This is a genomic window from Rhodococcus sp. JS3073 (assembly GCF_026810085.1).
Classification (GTDB): Bacteria; Actinomycetota; Actinomycetes; order Mycobacteriales; family Mycobacteriaceae; genus Rhodococcus_F; species Rhodococcus_F wratislaviensis.
The window spans coordinates 1,847,668-1,864,634 of record NZ_CP113951.1 but is presented as its reverse complement, the minus strand read 5'-3'; the positions used below and the strand labels follow the sequence as shown (position 1 = coordinate 1,864,634).

Below are 16,967 nucleotides of genomic sequence, written 5' to 3'. Positions count from 1 at the left end.
AACAGACCCGCTCCTACCCCTCGAGCGGGTGTCAACGCAGACGAGACGGTGAGCAGATGGATCTCTTCGAATACCAGGCGAAGGAACTCTTCGCCAAGCACGAGGTGCCGACTTCGGCTGGGCGTGTTACCGACACGGTCGCCGGCGCACGCGAGATTGCCGAAGAAATCGGCAAGCCCGTGATGGTCAAGGCGCAGGTCAAGGTCGGAGGCCGCGGCAAGGCCGGTGGCGTCAAGTACTCCGCCGACGCCGATGCCGCCCAGGCCAACGCCGAGGCGATCCTGGGCCTCGACATCAAGGGTCATGTCGTCAAGAAGCTGCTGGTCGCAGAGGCGAGTGACATCGCCGAGGAGTACTACATCTCCTTCCTGCTCGACCGCACCAACCGCACCTACCTGGCCATGTGCTCGGTCGAGGGTGGCGTCGAGATCGAGGTCACCGCCGAGGAGAATCCCGACGCTCTCGCGAAGATCCCCGTGGACGCCGTCAAGGGTGTCGACCTCGCGTTCGCGCGCAGCATCGCCGAGGCAGGAAAGCTGCCCGCCGAGGTGCTCGACGCAGCGGCCGTGACGATCCAGAAGCTGTGGGAGGTCTTCATCAACGAAGACGCTCTCCTCGTCGAGGTCAACCCGCTCGTCCGCACGCCGGACGACCAGATCCTCGCGCTCGACGGCAAGGTCACGCTCGACGAGAACGCTGCGTTCCGTCAGCCCGGCCACGAGGCGTTCGAGGACAAGGACGCCACGGACCCGCTCGAGCTCAAGGCCAAGGAAAACGACCTCAACTACGTCAAGCTCGACGGTGAGGTCGGCATCATCGGTAACGGCGCAGGCCTGGTCATGTCGACCCTGGACGTCGTCGCCTACGCAGGTGAGAAGCACGGTGGCGTGAAGCCGGCCAACTTCCTCGACATCGGTGGCGGCGCCTCCGCAGAGGTCATGGCGAACGGCCTGGACGTCATCCTGAACGACGCGCAGGTCAAGAGCGTGTTCGTGAACGTTTTCGGTGGCATCACCGCGTGTGACGCGGTCGCCAACGGCATCGTCGGCGCCCTGAAGACGCTGGGTGACGAGGCCAACAAGCCGCTGGTCGTCCGCCTGGACGGCAACAACGTCGAAGAGGGTCGTCGTATCCTCGCCGAGGCCGCCCACCCGCTGGTCACGGTCGTCGGAACCATGGACGAGGCTGCCGACAAGGCTGCCGAGCTGGCCTTCGCCGCAAAGTAAAGGGACTCAAAAAACATGGCTATCTTCCTGACCAAGGACTCCAAGGTCATCGTCCAGGGCATCACCGGCGGCGAGGGCACCAAGCACACCGCGCTGATGCTCAAGGCCGGCACCCAGGTCGTCGGCGGTGTCAACGCCCGTAAGGCCGGCACCACCGTCACCCACGACGGCGGCGTCGAGCTGCCCGTCTTCGGCACCGTCGCCGAAGCCATCGAGAAGACCGGCGCGGACGTCTCCATCGCGTTCGTTCCCCCGGCCTTCGCCAAGGACGCCATCGTCGAGGCCATCGACGCGGAGATCCCGCTGCTCGTGGTCATCACCGAGGGCATCCCGGTGCAGGACTCGGCGTACGCCTGGGCGTACAACGTCTCCAAGGGCAACAAGACCCGCATCATCGGACCCAACTGCCCCGGCATCATCACTCCCGGCGAGTCGCTGGTCGGCATCACCCCGGCGAACATCGCGGGCACCGGCCCGATCGGCCTCGTGTCCAAGTCCGGCACGCTGACCTACCAGATGATGTTCGAGCTGCGTGACTTCGGCTTCTCGACCGCCATCGGCATCGGCGGCGACCCGGTCATCGGCACCACCCACATCGACGCCATCGAGGCGTTCGAGAAGGACCCCGAGACCAAGGTCATCGTGATGATCGGTGAGATCGGTGGCGACGCCGAGGAGCGTGCCGCCGACTACATCAAGGCGAACGTCACCAAGCCGGTCGTCGGTTACGTCGCGGGCTTCACCGCTCCCGAGGGCAAGACCATGGGCCACGCAGGCGCCATCGTCTCCGGTTCCTCGGGCACCGCGCAGGCCAAGAAGGACGCCCTCGAAGCGGCCGGCGTGAAGGTCGGCAAGACGCCGTCCGAGACCGCTGCGCTCGCTCGCGAGATCCTGCAGAGCCTGACCGTCCAGGCCTAGGCCCTTCGCGCCCGTGCGCCTTTTTGGTAGTTCCCGCTACCAGAAAGGCGCACGGGCCGTTCAGGCATCGACCCACATCTCCCCGGCCGGATCGAGTGTCCCCGTCCCCGACGTGACGGCAGCGACCAGATCGGCCAACTCCGCCGAGTCCCTCGCCGCGAGGGTGAGGACCGCGGATTCCCCGTATGTCGTGTCCACCACGACGACGCCCCGCACACGCAACTCCGACTCGACGCGTCCCGCCTCGGCGTGGCCCACGGCGAGGGTGTGCAGGTGGCGCAGTTCCCTTCGCACGAGCGGTGCGGCATCGACCGCGGTGGCCACCGCGCCGGAATAGGCGCGCACCAGTCCGCCCGCACCCAGCTTGATTCCCCCGAAGTACCGGGTCACGACCACCGTGACGTCGACGAGGTCGCGGGCCTTGAGCACCTGCAGCATCGGAATGCCCGCGGTGCCACCGGGTTCGCCGTCGTCGCTCGCACGCTCGACCCGGTCGCTGGGCCCGTTTCCGATGATGTACGCCGAACAGTGATGTCGCGCATCGGGATACGCGCGCCGCTGATCCTGGACGAAAGCCTGCGCCGCCTCGGGGTCCTCGACGCGCCGCAGGGCGGCGATGAAACGTGAGTGCTTCACCTCCGTCTCGAGGGTGAGATCGGCGGTGCGGGGAGCGAGGGTGTACGGCACCGAACCATTGTCTCCTGCGCTGTTCCCGGCGCCGCCGCCCGTGACTGAGCGCAGTGACCGACGGGTATCCGTAGGCTAGCGTCGAAAGAGCGCACGCAGACGACCACTTGTCGACTAGGAGAAGTCATGACGTTCACGCCCGGAGGACCGAGTTACGGTCCGCCCGCGCAACCGACTGCAGGGGGAGAATCGAAAGGCCTGGGCTTCTTCCTTCTGATCGGTGTCGCAGTTCTCGGTGTCCTCAACCTGCTGCTCGGGTTCGCCCCCTACGCCACGTTGGCGCGCGAGTCCGTGAACTCGTTCGAAGCGAACACGGACGGGCTCGGCCTTCTGTTCCTCGGTGGTCTGCTCGCGGCGGCATCCCTTCTTCCGAAGCAGTCCTACGCGGGCGCGGCAGCGGCGGCGTCCGTCGCGGGCTGGGTTGTCGCGTTGTTCGTATTTCTCAACGTCGACGCGGATTCCGGTTGGGGCGCAATCCTGATCCTCGTTCTCGGATTCATCCAGTCGGCCGTGGCCGTCGCGGCGGTGCTGTTCGACATCGGGCTCCTCAAGCAGCCGGCGCCCAAGCCGGCCGCAGCCGCGGGCTTCGGTCAGCCCGGTCAGGCGCCGCAGGGTTACGGCCAAGGCGCCCCGCAGGGCTATGGGCAGGGCCCGCAGCAGTCGTACGGACAGCCGCCGCAGGGCTACGGCCAGAGCGCGCCGCAGGGTTACGGGCAGCCCAGCCAGTCGCAGTCCGGCTACGGCCAGCAGAACCAGCCCGGCTACGGCCAGCAGGGTTACGGCCAGCAGGGTCAGCCCTCGCAGAGCCAGCCCGGCTACGGCCAGGGCTACGGGCAGCACCAACAGCCGGGTTACGGAGCCGCTGCGGGTGCCGGGTCCGCGTCGTACGACGCCCCGACCACCGCCTACCAGCAGCCGCAGTACCAGGGGTACTCGCAGCCGTCGAGTCCGTCGCAGTCCACCGGAACGCCCAGCTCCCAGTACCCGGCCGGGACCAGCTACGGTTCCGCGCAGCACGCGGCGCCTGCGTACGGCTCGCAGTCCGAGTCGACCCCCGTGGAGCGCACGCTGGAGTACGGCGAGCAGCCTCCTACCGAGGCGAAGCAGGCCGAATCCGCCGAGAAGTCCGAATCGGAGGGCTACAGCGCGCCGACCCAGGCGTTCGACACGCGCGCCGACAGGGACGACAAGTAACGGCCCAACCAGCAGGTGGCCTCTGACCGAACGTGGTCGGAGGCCACTTCTGTGCGGCGCGCCTGACCGCTGCCGCGGCGTCGGAGTGCCACTCTCGAGGGGATGAGTTCTTTGGTTGATCGTGCGCAGCGCGTCGCACAGGGTGCACGACGGCGGGCCGTCGGTGACGACGAGCGGCAAGTCCCGCGACAGCGACCCGTGCCCGACGCCGACGAGATGCGGGCGCTGCTCGCGGTCGCGTTCCGGCCCGCGGGCGTCACCGTCGTCCTGTTGTCCGCACTCATCGTCGTCACGCTGGTGGCCGCGAACAGCGACCTCACGGGAACGTTCGGTGCCATCGCGGCGTCGTGGCTGGCGATTCACCAGGTGCCGTTGACGATCGACGGCACCTCGCTCGGTGTCCTCCCGCTGATCCCGACAGCCGGGATGATGTGGGTCGTCGCCCGCGGATGCGCCGCCGTGGTGCATCCGGCGTCCTCGCGGCGGCACGCTCTGCAGGTGATCGGCGCTGCGGTGGCCGGACCGCTGGTGGTGACGGCCATCAGTCTCGCCGTCATCGCGGACGCGTCGGCGGTCATCCCGCTGTCCTCCCCGAACGCGCTCGCCGCGTTCGGGTGGGTGCTGTTCGTACATCTGCTCGCGTCGGTGATCGGGGTGACGGTCGCGATGTGGCCGACGCTCGGTGCGCAGGTTCCGTCGTGGGTCCGGGACGCGGTGCGGCCGGGTCTGCGCGCGTTGACGGCGGCTCTCGGTGCCGGCGCGGTCCTGGTCACGATTTCGCTGCTGATGGAATGGTCGACGGTCGGCTCGCTACTCGAACGCGGCGACGGCGTCGTGGGAATGCTCGGACTGACGATCCTGTCGGTGCTGTACCTGCCGAACGTCGTGGTGGGTGCCGCGGCCGCGGTCATGGGAGGGACCGCGCAGATCGGGGACGTCTCGGTCAGCGTATTCGGGAACGTCGGTGGTGCGCTGCCGCCGTTGCCGCTGCTCGGCGCGGTTCCCGACGGGGTGTCGGGTGGCGCCTGGCCTGCGCTGCTGGTTGTTCCGTTGCTGATCGGTGTGATGCTCGGACGCGACTGCGGACGTCGCGTCGGCGGGCAGGAAGCGCTGTTCACCGTGCTGACCGCCGCCGCGGGTGTGGGCGTGGTGACGGCGGCGCTCGGCCTCGTGTCCGGCGGCAGGCTCGGCGCATTCGGAACGGTCGAGCTGCACTGGTGGGCGTTCGGACTGCTCACGTTCGCGTGGCTCGGACTCGCGGGCGCGGTGACAGCGGTGGTCGTGGCCTGGCATCGGAGCCGGGGCGCCGTCGACGAGGACGACGCCGACACCGAGGACGAGGAGCCGCACCTTCCCGGCGCGGAGGAGGTTCCGGCGATCGCCGCCCCGATCACCGAGGAGCCGGTGGTCGCCGAAGACGTCGCGCCGAGCCGGGTGATCGAAGCCGAACTCGTCGACGACACCGAAGCGCCTGCAGCGCCGGTTGCACCGCAGGACACCGGCGACGAGGCCGAGGTCGTGGTGGACGCCGAGGTCGAGGAAGACGCGCCGACGGACGAACCCGAGGGGTCCGGAGACGCCGCCGAGAGCCCGGAAGCCGACCTGCCCCGAGGGCCCGCAACCCCCAGCGACTAGGCTCTTGGTCGGTCGACGATGCGACCGCCCCCATTTTCGCCCGTCTTTCGATTCACCCGGCCTTTCGATTGTTCAGGAGTAGAGCGCTGACTTCCTCGCGTGACCACCTGAGGCCCACGACCGGTTCGCCGGCGCGGATCGTCGTACTCGCCTCCGGTGCGGGAACCCTCCTGCGGTCGCTGATCGACGCAACACACACGGACGGGTATCCCGCCGAGATCGTCGCCGTCGGCGTCGACCGCGACTGTGACGCGACCACCCACGCGAAGGCGGCGGGCATTCCCCACTTCCGGGTGAGCCTGCGCGACCACGCCGACCGTGCCGCCTGGGACGTCGCGCTGACCGAGGCCGTCGCGTCCCACCAGCCGTCACTCGTCGTCTCGGCGGGTTTCATGAAGATCCTCGGTCCCGCCTTCCTGGACCGTTTCGGCGGTCGCATCATCAACACGCATCCCGCGTTGCTGCCCGCATTCCCCGGCGCACACGCGGTCCCGGATGCCCTGGCCTACGGCGTGAAGGTGTCGGGATCGACCGTCCACCTCGTGGACGCGGGTGTCGACACCGGCCCGATCCTGGCGCAGGAACCCGTGCCGGTGCTCGACGGCGACGACGAGTCGACCCTGCACGAGCGCATCAAGACTGTGGAGCGACGGTTGTTGGCGGACGTCATCGCCGCTGTCGCCACCCGTGGAGTTGTTTCCGATGGACGAAAGGCCGTGATCCCCAGTGAGTGAACGCAAGGCAGTACGCCGAGCGCTCGTCAGCGTCTACGACAAGACCGGTCTGGTCGAACTGGCTACGGGCCTGCACAAGGCAGGCGTCGAGCTGGTGTCGACAGGGTCGACTGCAGCGAAGATCGCCGACGCCGGCATCCCGGTCACCCCCGTCGAGGCGCTGACGGGCTTCCCAGAATGCCTCGAGGGCCGGGTCAAGACCCTGCATCCGCGGGTGCACGCCGGCGTCCTCGCCGACACTCGGAAGCCGGAGCACCTCGCGCAGCTCGAGGAACTCGGCATCGAGGCGTTTCAGCTGGTGGTCGTGAACCTGTACCCGTTCACGCAGACCGTCGCGTCGGGTGCGACTCCCGACGAGTGCGTCGAGCAGATCGACATCGGCGGGCCGTCCATGGTGCGCGCCGCCGCGAAGAACCACCCGTCGGTCGCGGTCGTGGTGGATCCCGCCCGCTACGACGACGTGCTCACCGCCGTCGCCGACGGCGGTTTCACGCTGCCCGAGCGCACCGCCCTCGCCGCGCAGGCGTTCCAGCACACCGCGTCGTACGACGTCGCGGTCGCCAGCTGGATGACGTCCACGCTGGTCGAACCCGGTGATTCGCAGTTCCCCGAGTGGGCAGGCGCCACCTGGGACCGCTCGGCAGTGCTGCGGTACGGCGAGAACCCGCACCAGGCCGCAGCCCTCTACGTGAACCCCGCCGCCCCGGCCGGTCTGGCCCAGGCGGAGCAGTTGCACGGCAAGGAAATGTCGTACAACAACTACACCGACGGCGACGCAGCCTGGCGTGCGGCGTTCGACTTCAGCGAGCCGGCTGTTGCGATCATCAAGCACGCGAACCCGTGTGGCATCGCGGTCGGAGCCGACATCGCCGAGGCGCACCGCAAGGCGCACGCCTGCGACCCGGTCAGCGCGTACGGCGGAGTCATCGCCGCGAACCGCGAGATCACCGTCGAGATGGCCGAGCAGGTCGCCGAGATCTTCACCGAGGTGATCATCGCCCCGTCCTACGCGGACGGTGCGCTCGGAGTGCTGCAGCGCAAGAAGAACATCCGCGTCCTCCTCGCCGAGGCGCCCACTGCCACGGGAATCGAACTGCGTCCCGTGTCCGGTGGAGCGCTCCTCCAGGAGCGCGACGTGCTCGACGCCGAGGGCGACGACCCGGCCAACTGGACTCTGGCCGTCGGCGACGCCGCCGACGAGCAGACCCTGAAGGATCTCGAGTTCGCGTGGCGGGCGTGCCGTTCGGTGAAATCCAACGCGATCCTGCTCGCCTCCGACGGTGCGTCGGTCGGCGTCGGCATGGGCCAGGTCAACCGTGTCGACTCCGCGCACCTCGCGGTGCAGCGGGCCGGTGACCGGGTGGTCGGGTCGGTGGGCGCGTCGGACGCGTTCTTCCCGTTCCCCGACGGACTGCAGGTGCTCGCGAACGCCGGCGTCAAGGCAGTCGTGCAGCCGGGTGGTTCCGTCCGCGACAACGAGGTGATCGATGCGGCCAAGGAAGCCGGCATCACCATGTACCTGACGGGTGCGCGGCACTTCGCGCACTAGCGTTCGGCAACTCTCGAACGGGTCTCGGCATCATGCCGGGGCCCGTTCTGCGTCGTCAGGCGGCTGCGGCCCCGTGTGCTCGGCCCGTGCCCTGGAGTTCGCGAGGCGAACCGGTGATGACAACGCGGGCGGCGCCGCGGCTGCGGACCTCGCTGATCAGCTCACCCAGGCCTGCCTCGTGGGCGGCGTCGCAGTGCGACAGGTCGAGGGTGACGGCGTAACCGGTGAGGTCGTCCGGCAGATCGAGATACGGGGGAGAGGTGGACAGTTGGTTGATGCGAAGTTTCATGTGGTGCTCCTGAAAGTGAAAGGTAAAAGAAAAGGCACCCGAGGGGTTTGCCCTGGGTGCCCGAGAATGACTTGGTGTGAGTCTCAACATTCTCGGGGTGCGCCGAACTTGGTGATGTGCTTGTCGGCGGAGCAGCGACGCCATGCGGGTACGGACGCGAAGAGCGCGTGAAGTTGCATCATGGCCGTACCTTTCTGCGTGTCGTTGCTGGTTGGTAGATGACCGTACAGCACCGGTTGAGGGTTTGCACTTCCATTATCCGGCCACCGCGCAGGAATGCGGGGTTGAGCTGCGACTCTTGGCTCAGAGTTGCCGCCCCGTTCACATCCGCGTAGGGATTCGTCAGATGCGCGGGCAAGTGCATCGGAGTTTCGCCAATCGGTGCGCGTCTGTCGAATCCCACACTTTGGTCACAGGTTGCTTTCGATCCGGCCTCGAGCCGCACGCACCTGCGGTGCAGCTGATTCACTCGGGGCTGATGTGACTCGAGTGGCACCTGTGGAAGGAGAGTGGCGCCCGGACTGCGACGGTGCGCCCATTCCCGTTATGAACCGATTTGCGATCAAGGCCGGCCTCGGCGCCTGCGTCCTGGGTGCGTCCGTGCTCATCCCTGCTCAGGTGTCGGCGGAACCCGCGGCGACGGCGACCGGCACCGAACTGTCCGGCATGACGGTGTTCCTCGACCCCGGACATCAGGGTTCCAGCGAGGGCCACGACCTCGCGCAGCAGGTGAACGACGGCCGGGGCAACACCAAGGACTGCCAGACGAGCGGCATGACGTCGCTGGGTGGGGTGCCCGAGCACACCATCAACTGGAATGTGTCCCAGTTGGTGAAGAGCAGCCTCGAGAGTCTCGGCGCGAAGGTCGTCCTGAGCCGTCAGGACGACACCGGCTGGGGCGGATGCGTCGACGAAAGAGCGCGTGCGGCAAGCGAATCGAACGCCGACGTGGCGGTGAGCATTCACGCGGACTCGACGGCGCAGGGCGAGGACGCGAGCAAGCACGGGTTCCACATGATCATCCCGTCGCTGCCCATCCCCGACGAGAAGGCCGACGCGGCGCAGTCCGGCGGCGGGCTCGAGGCGTCGAAGATGATGCGCGACGCCTACAAATCCGACGGCTTCGTTCCCGCGAACTACGCCGGCGTGAACGACGGCCTCCAGACCCGCGCCGATGTGGCCGGGCCCGCGCTGACTCAGGTGCCGCTGGTGTTCGTCGAGATGGGCAACGGGTCCAACAAGGAGGACTCCGCCCAGCTGGAGAGTACCGACGGCCAGTTGAAGCACGCGATCACCATCACGACGGGCATCGTCACCTACCTGCTGACGGGGTCGGAGTCGGCGCCTGCCGAGGAACTGGCGGCAGCGCCGGCGGCCACCACGGAACCCGAGGCGAGCGAGGACAGCGCGTCGTCGACCACCACCACGACCCCGAAGGCGACCACTCCGAAGGCGACCCCGAAGTCGACGGCACCCGATTCGGCGCAGTTCTCCGAGTTGATGGAGATGCTCGCGCCGCTGCTCGAGGTCGAGGGACTCGACGGGCTGCAGGATCTCGTCAACGACAAGAATCTGGGCCTCGTGTCCGATCTGGCGAGCACGCTGATGTCCGTGATCACCGGGGCGGGCGGGAACTGATCACAGTGCGGCGATCCACCTGCCGAACGGTTCGGTGAACTCCGCCGAGTAGGGGAGCGGTTCCACGTAATCCGGTCCGGTTGAGGGGCGGTCGCCGACGTCCTTGAGGACGTGATTGGCGTTCGTCATCCGCACCGGCGTCAGTGCGGTGTGCGCGAGGGCGTCGTTCAGGCCGTCGACGTCCGCGAGCTGTACCTGAATGTCCTTGGCGGAGCAGCTGGTGAGGACGGGGAAGCCGGCGGGCAACCGGGCGGCCAGCGCGCGCGGGTCGAGAGCGTCCTCCTCCGCGAGGGCCTTCGCGTTGGCATGGACCAGCCCGGCGTTCTGCAGGGGTTCCGGAAGGTCGTCGGGGATCGTGCCCGACGTGCGGAGTGATTCGACGGTGTCCGCGAGTGCGAGCCGGAGTTCGTCGGCCAGTTCCACCGGCAGCTGGCCGGTGCCGACGACGGCGTCGAGCTGACCGTGGATCTGCGTCGTGAGCAGATCGAGGAGCCGGACACTCAGCGGTTCGAGCAGTCCGACCGCGCGCACGCGCGACTCGTCTTCCGCGGTGGCGAGCGCGAGGGCGACGAGTCCGCCGTCGCTGTGACCGATGACGATCAGCTTCGACGGGTCGACCCCGGGTTGGGCGGCCAGGAAGTCGAGGCCCGCGGAGGCGGCGTCGACGAACGTGGTGAAGCCGAGACCGCCGACCTCTTCCACCTCGTACGGGCCGAGGGCGGTCTCGCCGCTGCCGATCTTGTCGTAGCGCAGGCTCGAGATGCCGTGCTGTTCGAGCACGTCGGCGAGGTGGCGGAGCGTTCCGATGTCACCGGGGAGGAGGGCGCTGTCGCCGTTGCGATCGGTGGGACCACTGCCGGCGAGCAGCAGCGCGGCGGGCGCCGACCCGTTCGCGTGGTCGGGGGTGCGCAGGCTGCCGTAGTACGTGACGGCACCGCTGTCGAACGTGATCTCGGTGTCAGGCATGGGGACTGTCTACCAGTTCACGTCGCGCGGAGTCGCCGCACCCGTTGCACCCCGCGCCACGCGAACCACAGCAGGAACGCGAGCAGTGGAATGACGAGCAGCGGAAGCAGCAGGGCGATCAGGGAGGTGACGAACGAGACGACGTCCTCGATCACCGACACCACGGGATTGGCCAGGCCGCCGGTGGAGGCCGTGCTCACCGCACGGGTGCCGGTCTGCGCGGTGCTGAACGCCAGAGCCGTGGGCGCGCCGATGACGATTCCGGCGATCGCGGCAGTCGACGGGTCCACGTCCGCGAAGGCCGCCCAGGTCGCGATGACGCCCGCCACGGGGCCGGTGACGTTGCCGATCACGGACAGCACGTTGTCGACGAACGGGATGAGATCGGCGGTCAGCTCCACCACTGTCGCGATCGACAGCGCCACCAGCGCCCCGGTCGAACCGAGCCACCGCATCGACTCGTTCAGGGTCACCCCGAGCACCTCGAAGTGCACCGCGGCGCTGAGCATCAGCAACGGCAGGAACGTGCGCAGTCCCGAAGCGGCGGCGAGGCCGAGGCCGAGCAGTCCGGGCAGAACCCAGGTCTCCATGCACGGAGTGTAGAAGCTCGGCGATCACGGCAGGCGGGCATCGCGGCCGAGATCTCAGAGAAGCATCACAGAACTCACACAATCGACGATTAGCGTCTGCATCACCAGTTGTTCCAACGGATTACGTCCGAGACGAACCCCGACTCCAGGAAGGTGCCGCATCATGAACGTCGTCCAGCTGACCACCGGTGATTTCGTCGCCGCCATGTTCTCCCTCGACTTCGTCGACGGCGGATTCCGCCGGGAGGCCGTCGAGCGGATTCACCGGGGAGCGATCGACGAGTGGGTGTCTGCGCTCACCGGGTCGGGTCTGTTCTCGAACCGCGCGGTCACGGACGTCGTCCGGGCATGGCGCGACGATCCGCGAGTCCTGCTCGATTCCCTTCTGGCGGAGGCTGATCCGGTGACGTTCGAGCGCTACCGTTCCGCCTGGTACGAGTTGGACGCCGCGACCGCGTACGGTGCCGCCGCGTAGGCAGACCCTCAGGGGATGCTGAAGACCTCGGCGAACGTGGCGAGCAGCGCCGGATCGCCGGTGACGGACACGCTGCCGAGGGCGATGGCGTCCTCCGGGGTGATCTCGCGTGCCATCAGCGCCTTCACCGCCGGCCCGGTCTCGATCACGAGATCGGGCCGGTCGGCCGCGCCCTCGACGACCTCGAGTTCTCCGCGGTCGATGCGGGCGGACAGCACGATCGGCCCGAGCCGCAGTTCGTAGGTGACGGTGACGTCCCGCGCGACGTCGGGGTGGAACGTCGACCGCAGGGCCATCACCATCGAGTCGACGGTTACCGCGTCGTCCGGGTCGGCTTCGCCGAGAGTGCGGGCGCCCCACCGGCCCAGCGACTTCACGGCGTCCTCCAGTGCGTTGCCGTAATCGGTGAGTTCGTAGACCACGGCGTTCGACGGACGGGGCAGCGCGCGGCGCGCGATCACGTCGGCGTCCTCGAGTTCCTTCAGGCGGGCCGACAGGATGTTGGACGGGATGCCCGGCAAGCCGTGCTTGAGGTCGGTATAGCGCCGCGGTCCGACGAGCAGATCTCGGACGATGAGCAGTGCCCAGCGTTGTCCCACGATGTCCAGGGCATGCGCGAGTCCGCAGTACTGCCCGTATGCCTGTCGTGCCATGGTTTCAACTATAGACCGAAGTTGTCTATTGACATCAATAGGTTTCTTTTTGCAACATTGGTACGTGATCTGCTCCACAAGGTCGCACGGCTCGTCACCCGAAAACACTCAGCTCCACCGAAGGAAAGAGAATTCGATGTCGACCATGATCTTCGTGAACCTCCCCGTGAAGGACCTCGGCACGTCGACGGCCTTCTACGAGGCGCTCGGCTACCAGCGGAACCCGCAATTCTCCGACGAGAACGCGTCGTCGATCGTGATCAGCGAGCAGATCCACGTCATGCTGCTGACCGAGAAGTTCTTCTCCACCTTCACCAAGAAGGCCGTCGCGGACGCCACCACGACCACCGAATCCATCATCTGCATCTCCGCCGACAGCCGTGAGGCCGTCGACGCGCTGGCCGACACGGCGCTCGCGTCGGGCGGATCCTTCTCCAACGATCCGATGGACGAGGGATTCATGTACGGCCGCAGCTTCCAGGACCCGGACGGTCACCTCTGGGAGATCATGTGGATGGATGTCGATGCGGCGCAGGGGCAGGAGTCGTGAGCACCGCGACCACTTCCGTGACGGCGGAATCGGGAACCGCGCGCAGGGTGGGCTGGGTCCTCAGCGGCCTCGTCGGCGCCTTCCTCCTCTTCGACGCGGTCGGCAAGCTCCTGAAGATCGGACCGGTCGAGGACTCCGCCGCCGAACTGGGACTGCCGGTGCACATCATCGTGCCGATCGGCGTGGTGCTGCTCCTCTGCACGGTGCTCTACCTGGTGCCGCGAACGGCCCCGCTCGGTGCGGTGCTGCTGACCGGCTACCTCGGTGGGGCGGTACTCACCAACTGGCGCGTCGAGAAGCCGTTGTTCAGCACGGTGCTGTTCGCGGTGTACGTCGGAATCGCGGTCTGGGCGGGTCTGTACCTGCGCGACCGCAAGGTCCGCGAACTGCTCCCGCTGCGCCGCGAGGGCTGACCCGGGCGGGTCGGCACGCATTAACCGCGTGCCGATTCGCTCGAACCCTCGTAGCGTGGAGTGGTGACGTCATCGGAACACAGACCTTCCACCGTCGGCGAGCTCCGCGAGTCGGGCCACATTCAACGCACCGTCAAGGAAGAGATCCGCGAGAATCTGCTCGCGGCCCTACGCGACGGTCGTGATCCGTGGCCCGGCATCGTCGGTTTCGAGGAGACGGTGGAACCACAGCTCGAACGGGCTCTCATCGCGGGTCACGACGTGGTGTTGCTCGGCGAACGTGGTCAGGGCAAGACCCGCCTCCTCCGCACCCTCAACCTGCTCCTCGACGAATGGACCCCGGTGATCGCCGGTTCCGAACTCGGGGAGCATCCCTATGAGCCCATCACCCCGGCGTCGATTCGCCGGGCGCAGGAACTGGGCGACAGCCTCCCCGTCGCGTGGCGGCACCGCAGCGAGCGGTATTCGGAGAAACTCGCGACCCCCGACACGTCGGTGGCGGACCTCGTCGGCGACGTGGATCCGGTCAAGGTCGCGGAAGGCCGGAGTCTCGGCGACCCGGAAACCATTCACTTCGGGCTCGTTCCCCGCGCGCACCGGGGCATCGTCGCCATCAACGAACTCCCCGACCTCGCCGAACGCATCCAGGTGTCGCTGCTCAACGTCATGGAGGAACGCGACATCCAGGTTCGCGGGTACACCCTCCGGCTCCCGCTGGACGTCCTGATGGTGGCCAGCGCGAACCCGGAGGACTACACGAACCGCGGTCGCATCATCACCCCGCTGAAGGACCGGTTCGGCGCCGAGATCCGGACGCACTACCCGACCCGGCTCGACGACGAAGTCGCGGTCATCCTGCAGGAAGCGCATCTCACCGCGGAGGTGCCCGAGTACCTCCTCGAGATCCTGGCCCGGTTCACCCGTCTGCTCCGCGAGTCGACGTCGGTCGATCAGAGGTCGGGTGTGTCCGCCCGCTTCGCGGTGGCAGGCGCCGAAACCGTCAGTGCCGCTGCGGTGCATCGCGGCGCCGTGCTCGGTGAGGCCGACCCGGTCGCGCGGCCGGTCGACCTCGAGACCGTCGTCGACGTCCTGCGAGGCAAGGTGGAATTCGAATCCGGTGAGGAAGGGCGTGAAATCGAGGTCCTGGAGCACCTGCTCCGGCGAGCGACGGCCGACACGGTCCGCACCCGCCTCGGCGGCATCGACCTGGCGGAACTCGTGGACGCGGTCGAACAGGGCGACCCGGTGGTGACCGGCGAGCGGATCACGGCGAAGGCCCTGCTGAACGAGCTGCCCGAACTCGAGGTCCTCGACGAGCTGGCCGAGCGTCTGGGCGCGGAGTCCGACGGCGAGCGGGCCGCGGCCGCCGAGTTCGCCCTCGAAGGGCTGTACCTGGCGCGGCGGATCTCGAAGAACCCCGACATCAACGGGCAGACGGTGTATTCGTAATGTCCCGCAAGGCGGAGCGCGGACCGCACAACGCGCGGTACGGGCCGTACGAGGGCGGTGATCCGCTGGCACCGCCGGTGGACCTGCGTGAGGCCCTGGCCGCGATCGGTGACGACGTGTTCGCGGGAACGTCCCCGCGGCAGGCGCTGCGCGAGATGCTCCGGCGCGGCAACCGGGACATGCGCGGCCTGGACGAGCTTGCGGCCGAGGCGAATCGGCGTCGCCGTGAACTGCTGAAGCGGAACAACCTGAACGGCACACTCGAAGAGGTCCGGGAACTCCTCGACCGCGCGGTGCTCGAGGAACGCAAGACGCTGGCCCGCGCGCTCGACGACGACGCCCGCTTCTCGGAGATGCGCCTCGAGGAACTGCCGCCGTCCACCGCGCAGGCCGTGCAGGAACTCGCCGACTACGACTGGCGCAGTTCGGAAGCCCGCGAGGACTACGAGAAGATCCGGGACCTCCTGGGCCGCGAAATGCTGGACCAGCGGTTCGCCGGCATGAAACAGGCCCTCGAGGGTGCCACGGAAGAAGACCGCGAACGCATCCGGGAGATGCTCGCCGACCTCAACGACCTGCTCGACAAGCATTCGCGCGGCGAGGACACGCAGGAACAGTTCGACGAGTTCATGGACAAGCACGGAGAGTACTTCCCCGAGAACCCGCAGAACGTCGAGGAGCTGCTCGATTCGCTGGCGCAGCGGGCGGCGGCGGCGCAGCGCCTGCGGAACTCGCTGTCGCAGGAGCAGCGCGACGAACTGGATGCGCTGGCGCAGCAGGCGTTCGGCGATCCATCGCTGATCGGACAGCTGGACCGTCTGGACCAGCATCTGCAGGCGGCGCGGCCGGGTGAGGACTGGCAGGGCGCGCAGCGGTTCCGCGGCGACGACGGCATGGGCCTGGGCGAGGGCACCGGGGCGTTGCAGGACATCGCGGAACTCGAGTCGCTCGCGGAGCAACTGTCGCAGCAGTACGCGGGCGCACAACTCGACGACATCGACGCGGACACTCTGGCCCGGCAACTGGGCGACGAGGCGGCAGCCGATGCGCAGACCCTCGCCGAACTCGAGAAGGCCCTGCGCGATCAGGGCTTTTTCGACCGCGGGGCGGACGGCCAGTGGCGCCTGTCGCCCAAGGCGATGCGCCAACTCGGTCAGACGGCTCTGCGGGACGTGGCGCAGCAGCTGTCTTCGCGTGGCGGGCAACGGGAGACGCGCCGCGCCGGGGCGATGGGGGAGCCGACGGGTGCGTCCCGCGAGTGGGCGTTCGGCGACACCGAGCCGTGGGACGTCACGCGCACGATCACCAATGCCGTGCTGCGGGCGGCATCCGATCCGGTCGAGCGCGGTCGTGTCCCGGTCCGGTTGTCCGTGTCGGACGTGGAGGTGATGGAGACCGAGCAACGGTCGCAGGCGGCGGTCGCGTTGCTGGTCGACACGTCGTTCTCGATGGTGATGGAGGGCAGGTGGGTGCCCATGAAACGCACCGCCCTCGCCCTGAACCACTTGGTGAGCACCCGGTTCCGCAGCGACGAACTGCAGCTCATCTCGTTCGGCAGGCACGCGCAGGTGCTGACACCGTCGGAGCTGGCCGGCCTGGACGGCGCATGGGACCAGGGCACCAATCTGCACCACGCGCTGCTGCTGGCGGCCCGGCATCTGCGCAGGCACCCCAACGCCCAGCCGGTGGTCCTGATCGTCACCGACGGTGAGCCGACGGCCCACCTGGAGCCGGACGGCTTCGCGTACTTCGACTACCCGCCGAGCGCCCGGACCCTCGGTCTGACGGTCCGGGAACTCGACACCCTCGCCCGGCTCGGCGCTCACGTCACGTTCTTCCGGCTCGGTGAGGATCCCGGGCTCGCGCGGGTGGTGGACCGGATGGCCGAGCGGGTCGGCGGACGCGTCGTGGCGCCCGGGCTGGACGGTCTCGGCGCCGCCGTCGTCAGCGACTACATGCGTCGCAGGCGCTAGCCCGTGAGTACTTGTCAACCGCCCGCGG

17 protein-coding genes are annotated in these 16,967 nt (G+C 68.2%); 12 read left to right on the top strand and 5 right to left on the bottom strand.

What is annotated here, in order from left to right; all coding sequences use genetic code 11:
- The first annotated feature begins 56 nt into the window (after positions 1–56).
- Both sucC and sucD read left to right on the top strand, forming a co-directional pair.
- Positions 57–1,226 carry an ADP-forming succinate--CoA ligase subunit beta gene (gene sucC / locus OYT95_RS08755; protein WP_005238541.1) on the top strand — a complete coding sequence of 390 codons (1,170 nt, stop codon included), beginning with the start codon at positions 57–59 and terminating at the stop codon, positions 1,224–1,226.
- A 15-nt stretch (positions 1,227–1,241) separates the two neighbouring features.
- On the top strand, positions 1,242–2,144 hold the full coding sequence (gene sucD, locus OYT95_RS08750; protein ID WP_005238543.1) for a succinate--CoA ligase subunit alpha: 903 nt from the start codon (positions 1,242–1,244) through the stop codon (positions 2,142–2,144).
- 60 nt (positions 2,145–2,204) lie between these two features.
- On the opposite strand, the gene OYT95_RS08745 is transcribed toward sucD, so the two are convergent.
- Positions 2,205–2,831: an IMPACT family protein gene (locus OYT95_RS08745; protein ID WP_037243675.1), complete on the bottom strand. Its 627-nt coding sequence runs from the start codon at positions 2,829–2,831 to the stop codon at positions 2,205–2,207.
- A gap of 126 nt (positions 2,832–2,957) precedes the next feature.
- On the opposite strand from OYT95_RS08745, the gene OYT95_RS08740 reads away from it, so the two are divergent.
- The 4 genes from OYT95_RS08740 to purH all read left to right on the top strand — a co-directional run bounded on the left by OYT95_RS08740 (position 2,958) and on the right by purH (position 7,943).
- The gene (locus OYT95_RS08740; protein WP_268791189.1) at positions 2,958–4,025 is read left to right on the top strand and encodes a DUF5336 domain-containing protein; all 1,068 of its coding nucleotides are present in this window, start codon (positions 2,958–2,960) and stop codon (positions 4,023–4,025) included.
- A gap of 111 nt (positions 4,026–4,136) precedes the next feature.
- Entirely contained in the window at positions 4,137–5,660 is a 1,524-nt protein-coding gene (locus OYT95_RS08735; RefSeq protein ID WP_442972562.1) for a cell division protein PerM, read from the top strand.
- Between the two features lie 68 nt (positions 5,661–5,728).
- Complete coding sequence (gene purN / locus OYT95_RS08730; protein WP_037243678.1) at positions 5,729–6,394, top strand: phosphoribosylglycinamide formyltransferase; 666 nt, start codon at positions 5,729–5,731, stop codon at positions 6,392–6,394.
- Positions 6,387–7,943: a bifunctional phosphoribosylaminoimidazolecarboxamide formyltransferase/IMP cyclohydrolase gene (purH, locus tag OYT95_RS08725; RefSeq protein ID WP_005238563.1), complete on the top strand. Its 1,557-nt coding sequence runs from the start codon at positions 6,387–6,389 to the stop codon at positions 7,941–7,943. The genes purN and purH overlap by 8 nt, the downstream gene beginning before the upstream one ends.
- Positions 7,944–7,998: 55 nt before the next feature.
- Here purH and OYT95_RS08720 read toward each other — a convergent pair whose 3' ends face one another.
- Positions 7,999–8,232 carry a hypothetical protein gene (locus OYT95_RS08720; RefSeq protein ID WP_005238564.1) on the bottom strand — a complete coding sequence of 78 codons (234 nt, stop codon included), beginning with the start codon at positions 8,230–8,232 and terminating at the stop codon, positions 7,999–8,001.
- 546 nt (positions 8,233–8,778) lie between these two features.
- Between OYT95_RS08720 and OYT95_RS08715 the strand changes: the two genes are divergently transcribed.
- Complete coding sequence (locus OYT95_RS08715; protein ID WP_037243682.1) at positions 8,779–9,870, top strand: N-acetylmuramoyl-L-alanine amidase; 1,092 nt, start codon at positions 8,779–8,781, stop codon at positions 9,868–9,870.
- On the opposite strand, the gene OYT95_RS08710 is transcribed toward OYT95_RS08715, so the two are convergent.
- Positions 9,871–10,836: an alpha/beta hydrolase family protein gene (locus tag OYT95_RS08710; protein WP_128639468.1), complete on the bottom strand. Its 966-nt coding sequence runs from the start codon at positions 10,834–10,836 to the stop codon at positions 9,871–9,873. It abuts the gene before it with no gap.
- A gap of 17 nt (positions 10,837–10,853) precedes the next feature.
- Positions 10,854–11,426, bottom strand: coding sequence for a DUF4126 domain-containing protein (locus tag OYT95_RS08705; protein WP_011597743.1), 573 nt, complete (start codon positions 11,424–11,426; stop codon positions 10,854–10,856).
- A gap of 163 nt (positions 11,427–11,589) precedes the next feature.
- Here OYT95_RS08705 and OYT95_RS08700 point away from each other — a divergent pair, with 163 nt between their 5' ends.
- Positions 11,590–11,901: a hypothetical protein gene (locus tag OYT95_RS08700; RefSeq protein ID WP_037243687.1), complete on the top strand. Its 312-nt coding sequence runs from the start codon at positions 11,590–11,592 to the stop codon at positions 11,899–11,901.
- Between the two features lie 8 nt (positions 11,902–11,909).
- Here OYT95_RS08700 and OYT95_RS08695 read toward each other — a convergent pair whose 3' ends face one another.
- On the bottom strand, positions 11,910–12,554 hold the full coding sequence (locus OYT95_RS08695; RefSeq protein WP_037243689.1) for a winged helix-turn-helix transcriptional regulator: 645 nt from the start codon (positions 12,552–12,554) through the stop codon (positions 11,910–11,912).
- 136 nt (positions 12,555–12,690) lie between these two features.
- On the opposite strand from OYT95_RS08695, the gene OYT95_RS08690 reads away from it, so the two are divergent.
- The 4 genes from OYT95_RS08690 to OYT95_RS08675 all read left to right on the top strand — a co-directional run bounded on the left by OYT95_RS08690 (position 12,691) and on the right by OYT95_RS08675 (position 16,939).
- Positions 12,691–13,104 (top strand): VOC family protein, encoded by a 414-nt coding sequence (locus OYT95_RS08690; protein WP_037243691.1) that lies wholly within the window; start codon positions 12,691–12,693, stop codon positions 13,102–13,104.
- The gene (locus tag OYT95_RS08685; protein ID WP_037243693.1) at positions 13,101–13,517 is read left to right on the top strand and encodes a DoxX family protein; all 417 of its coding nucleotides are present in this window, start codon (positions 13,101–13,103) and stop codon (positions 13,515–13,517) included. Before OYT95_RS08690 ends, OYT95_RS08685 begins: the two co-directional genes overlap by 4 nt.
- A gap of 63 nt (positions 13,518–13,580) precedes the next feature.
- Positions 13,581–14,966, top strand: coding sequence for a sigma 54-interacting transcriptional regulator (locus OYT95_RS08680; RefSeq protein ID WP_005238585.1), 1,386 nt, complete (start codon positions 13,581–13,583; stop codon positions 14,964–14,966).
- A complete protein-coding gene (locus OYT95_RS08675) occupies positions 14,966–16,939 on the top strand; it encodes a vWA domain-containing protein (RefSeq protein ID WP_037243695.1) in 1,974 nt (657 codons plus the stop codon). The genes OYT95_RS08680 and OYT95_RS08675 overlap by 1 nt, the downstream gene beginning before the upstream one ends.
- Positions 16,940–16,967: the final 28 nt, after the last annotated feature.

Bases quoted from the DNA above. Each gene is read 5' to 3' on its own strand.
- OYT95_RS08695 (WP_037243689.1), bottom strand. From the start codon at position 12,554: ATGGCACGACAGGCATACGGGCAGTACTGCGGACTCGCGCATGCCCTG.
- OYT95_RS08710 (WP_128639468.1), bottom strand. From the start codon at position 10,836: ATGCCTGACACCGAGATCACGTTCGACAGCGGTGCCGTCACGTACTAC.
- OYT95_RS08720 (WP_005238564.1), bottom strand. From the start codon at position 8,232: ATGAAACTTCGCATCAACCAACTGTCCACCTCTCCCCCGTATCTCGAT.
- OYT95_RS08740 (WP_268791189.1), top strand. From the start codon at position 2,958: ATGACGTTCACGCCCGGAGGACCGAGTTACGGTCCGCCCGCGCAACCG.
- OYT95_RS08705 (WP_011597743.1), bottom strand. From the start codon at position 11,426: ATGGAGACCTGGGTTCTGCCCGGACTGCTCGGCCTCGGCCTCGCCGCC.
- OYT95_RS08715 (WP_037243682.1), top strand. From the start codon at position 8,779: ATGAACCGATTTGCGATCAAGGCCGGCCTCGGCGCCTGCGTCCTGGGT.
- sucC (WP_005238541.1), top strand. From the start codon at position 57: ATGGATCTCTTCGAATACCAGGCGAAGGAACTCTTCGCCAAGCACGAG.
- sucD (WP_005238543.1), top strand. From the start codon at position 1,242: ATGGCTATCTTCCTGACCAAGGACTCCAAGGTCATCGTCCAGGGCATC.
- OYT95_RS08675 (WP_037243695.1), top strand. From the start codon at position 14,966: ATGTCCCGCAAGGCGGAGCGCGGACCGCACAACGCGCGGTACGGGCCG.
- OYT95_RS08700 (WP_037243687.1), top strand. From the start codon at position 11,590: ATGAACGTCGTCCAGCTGACCACCGGTGATTTCGTCGCCGCCATGTTC.
- OYT95_RS08690 (WP_037243691.1), top strand. From the start codon at position 12,691: ATGTCGACCATGATCTTCGTGAACCTCCCCGTGAAGGACCTCGGCACG.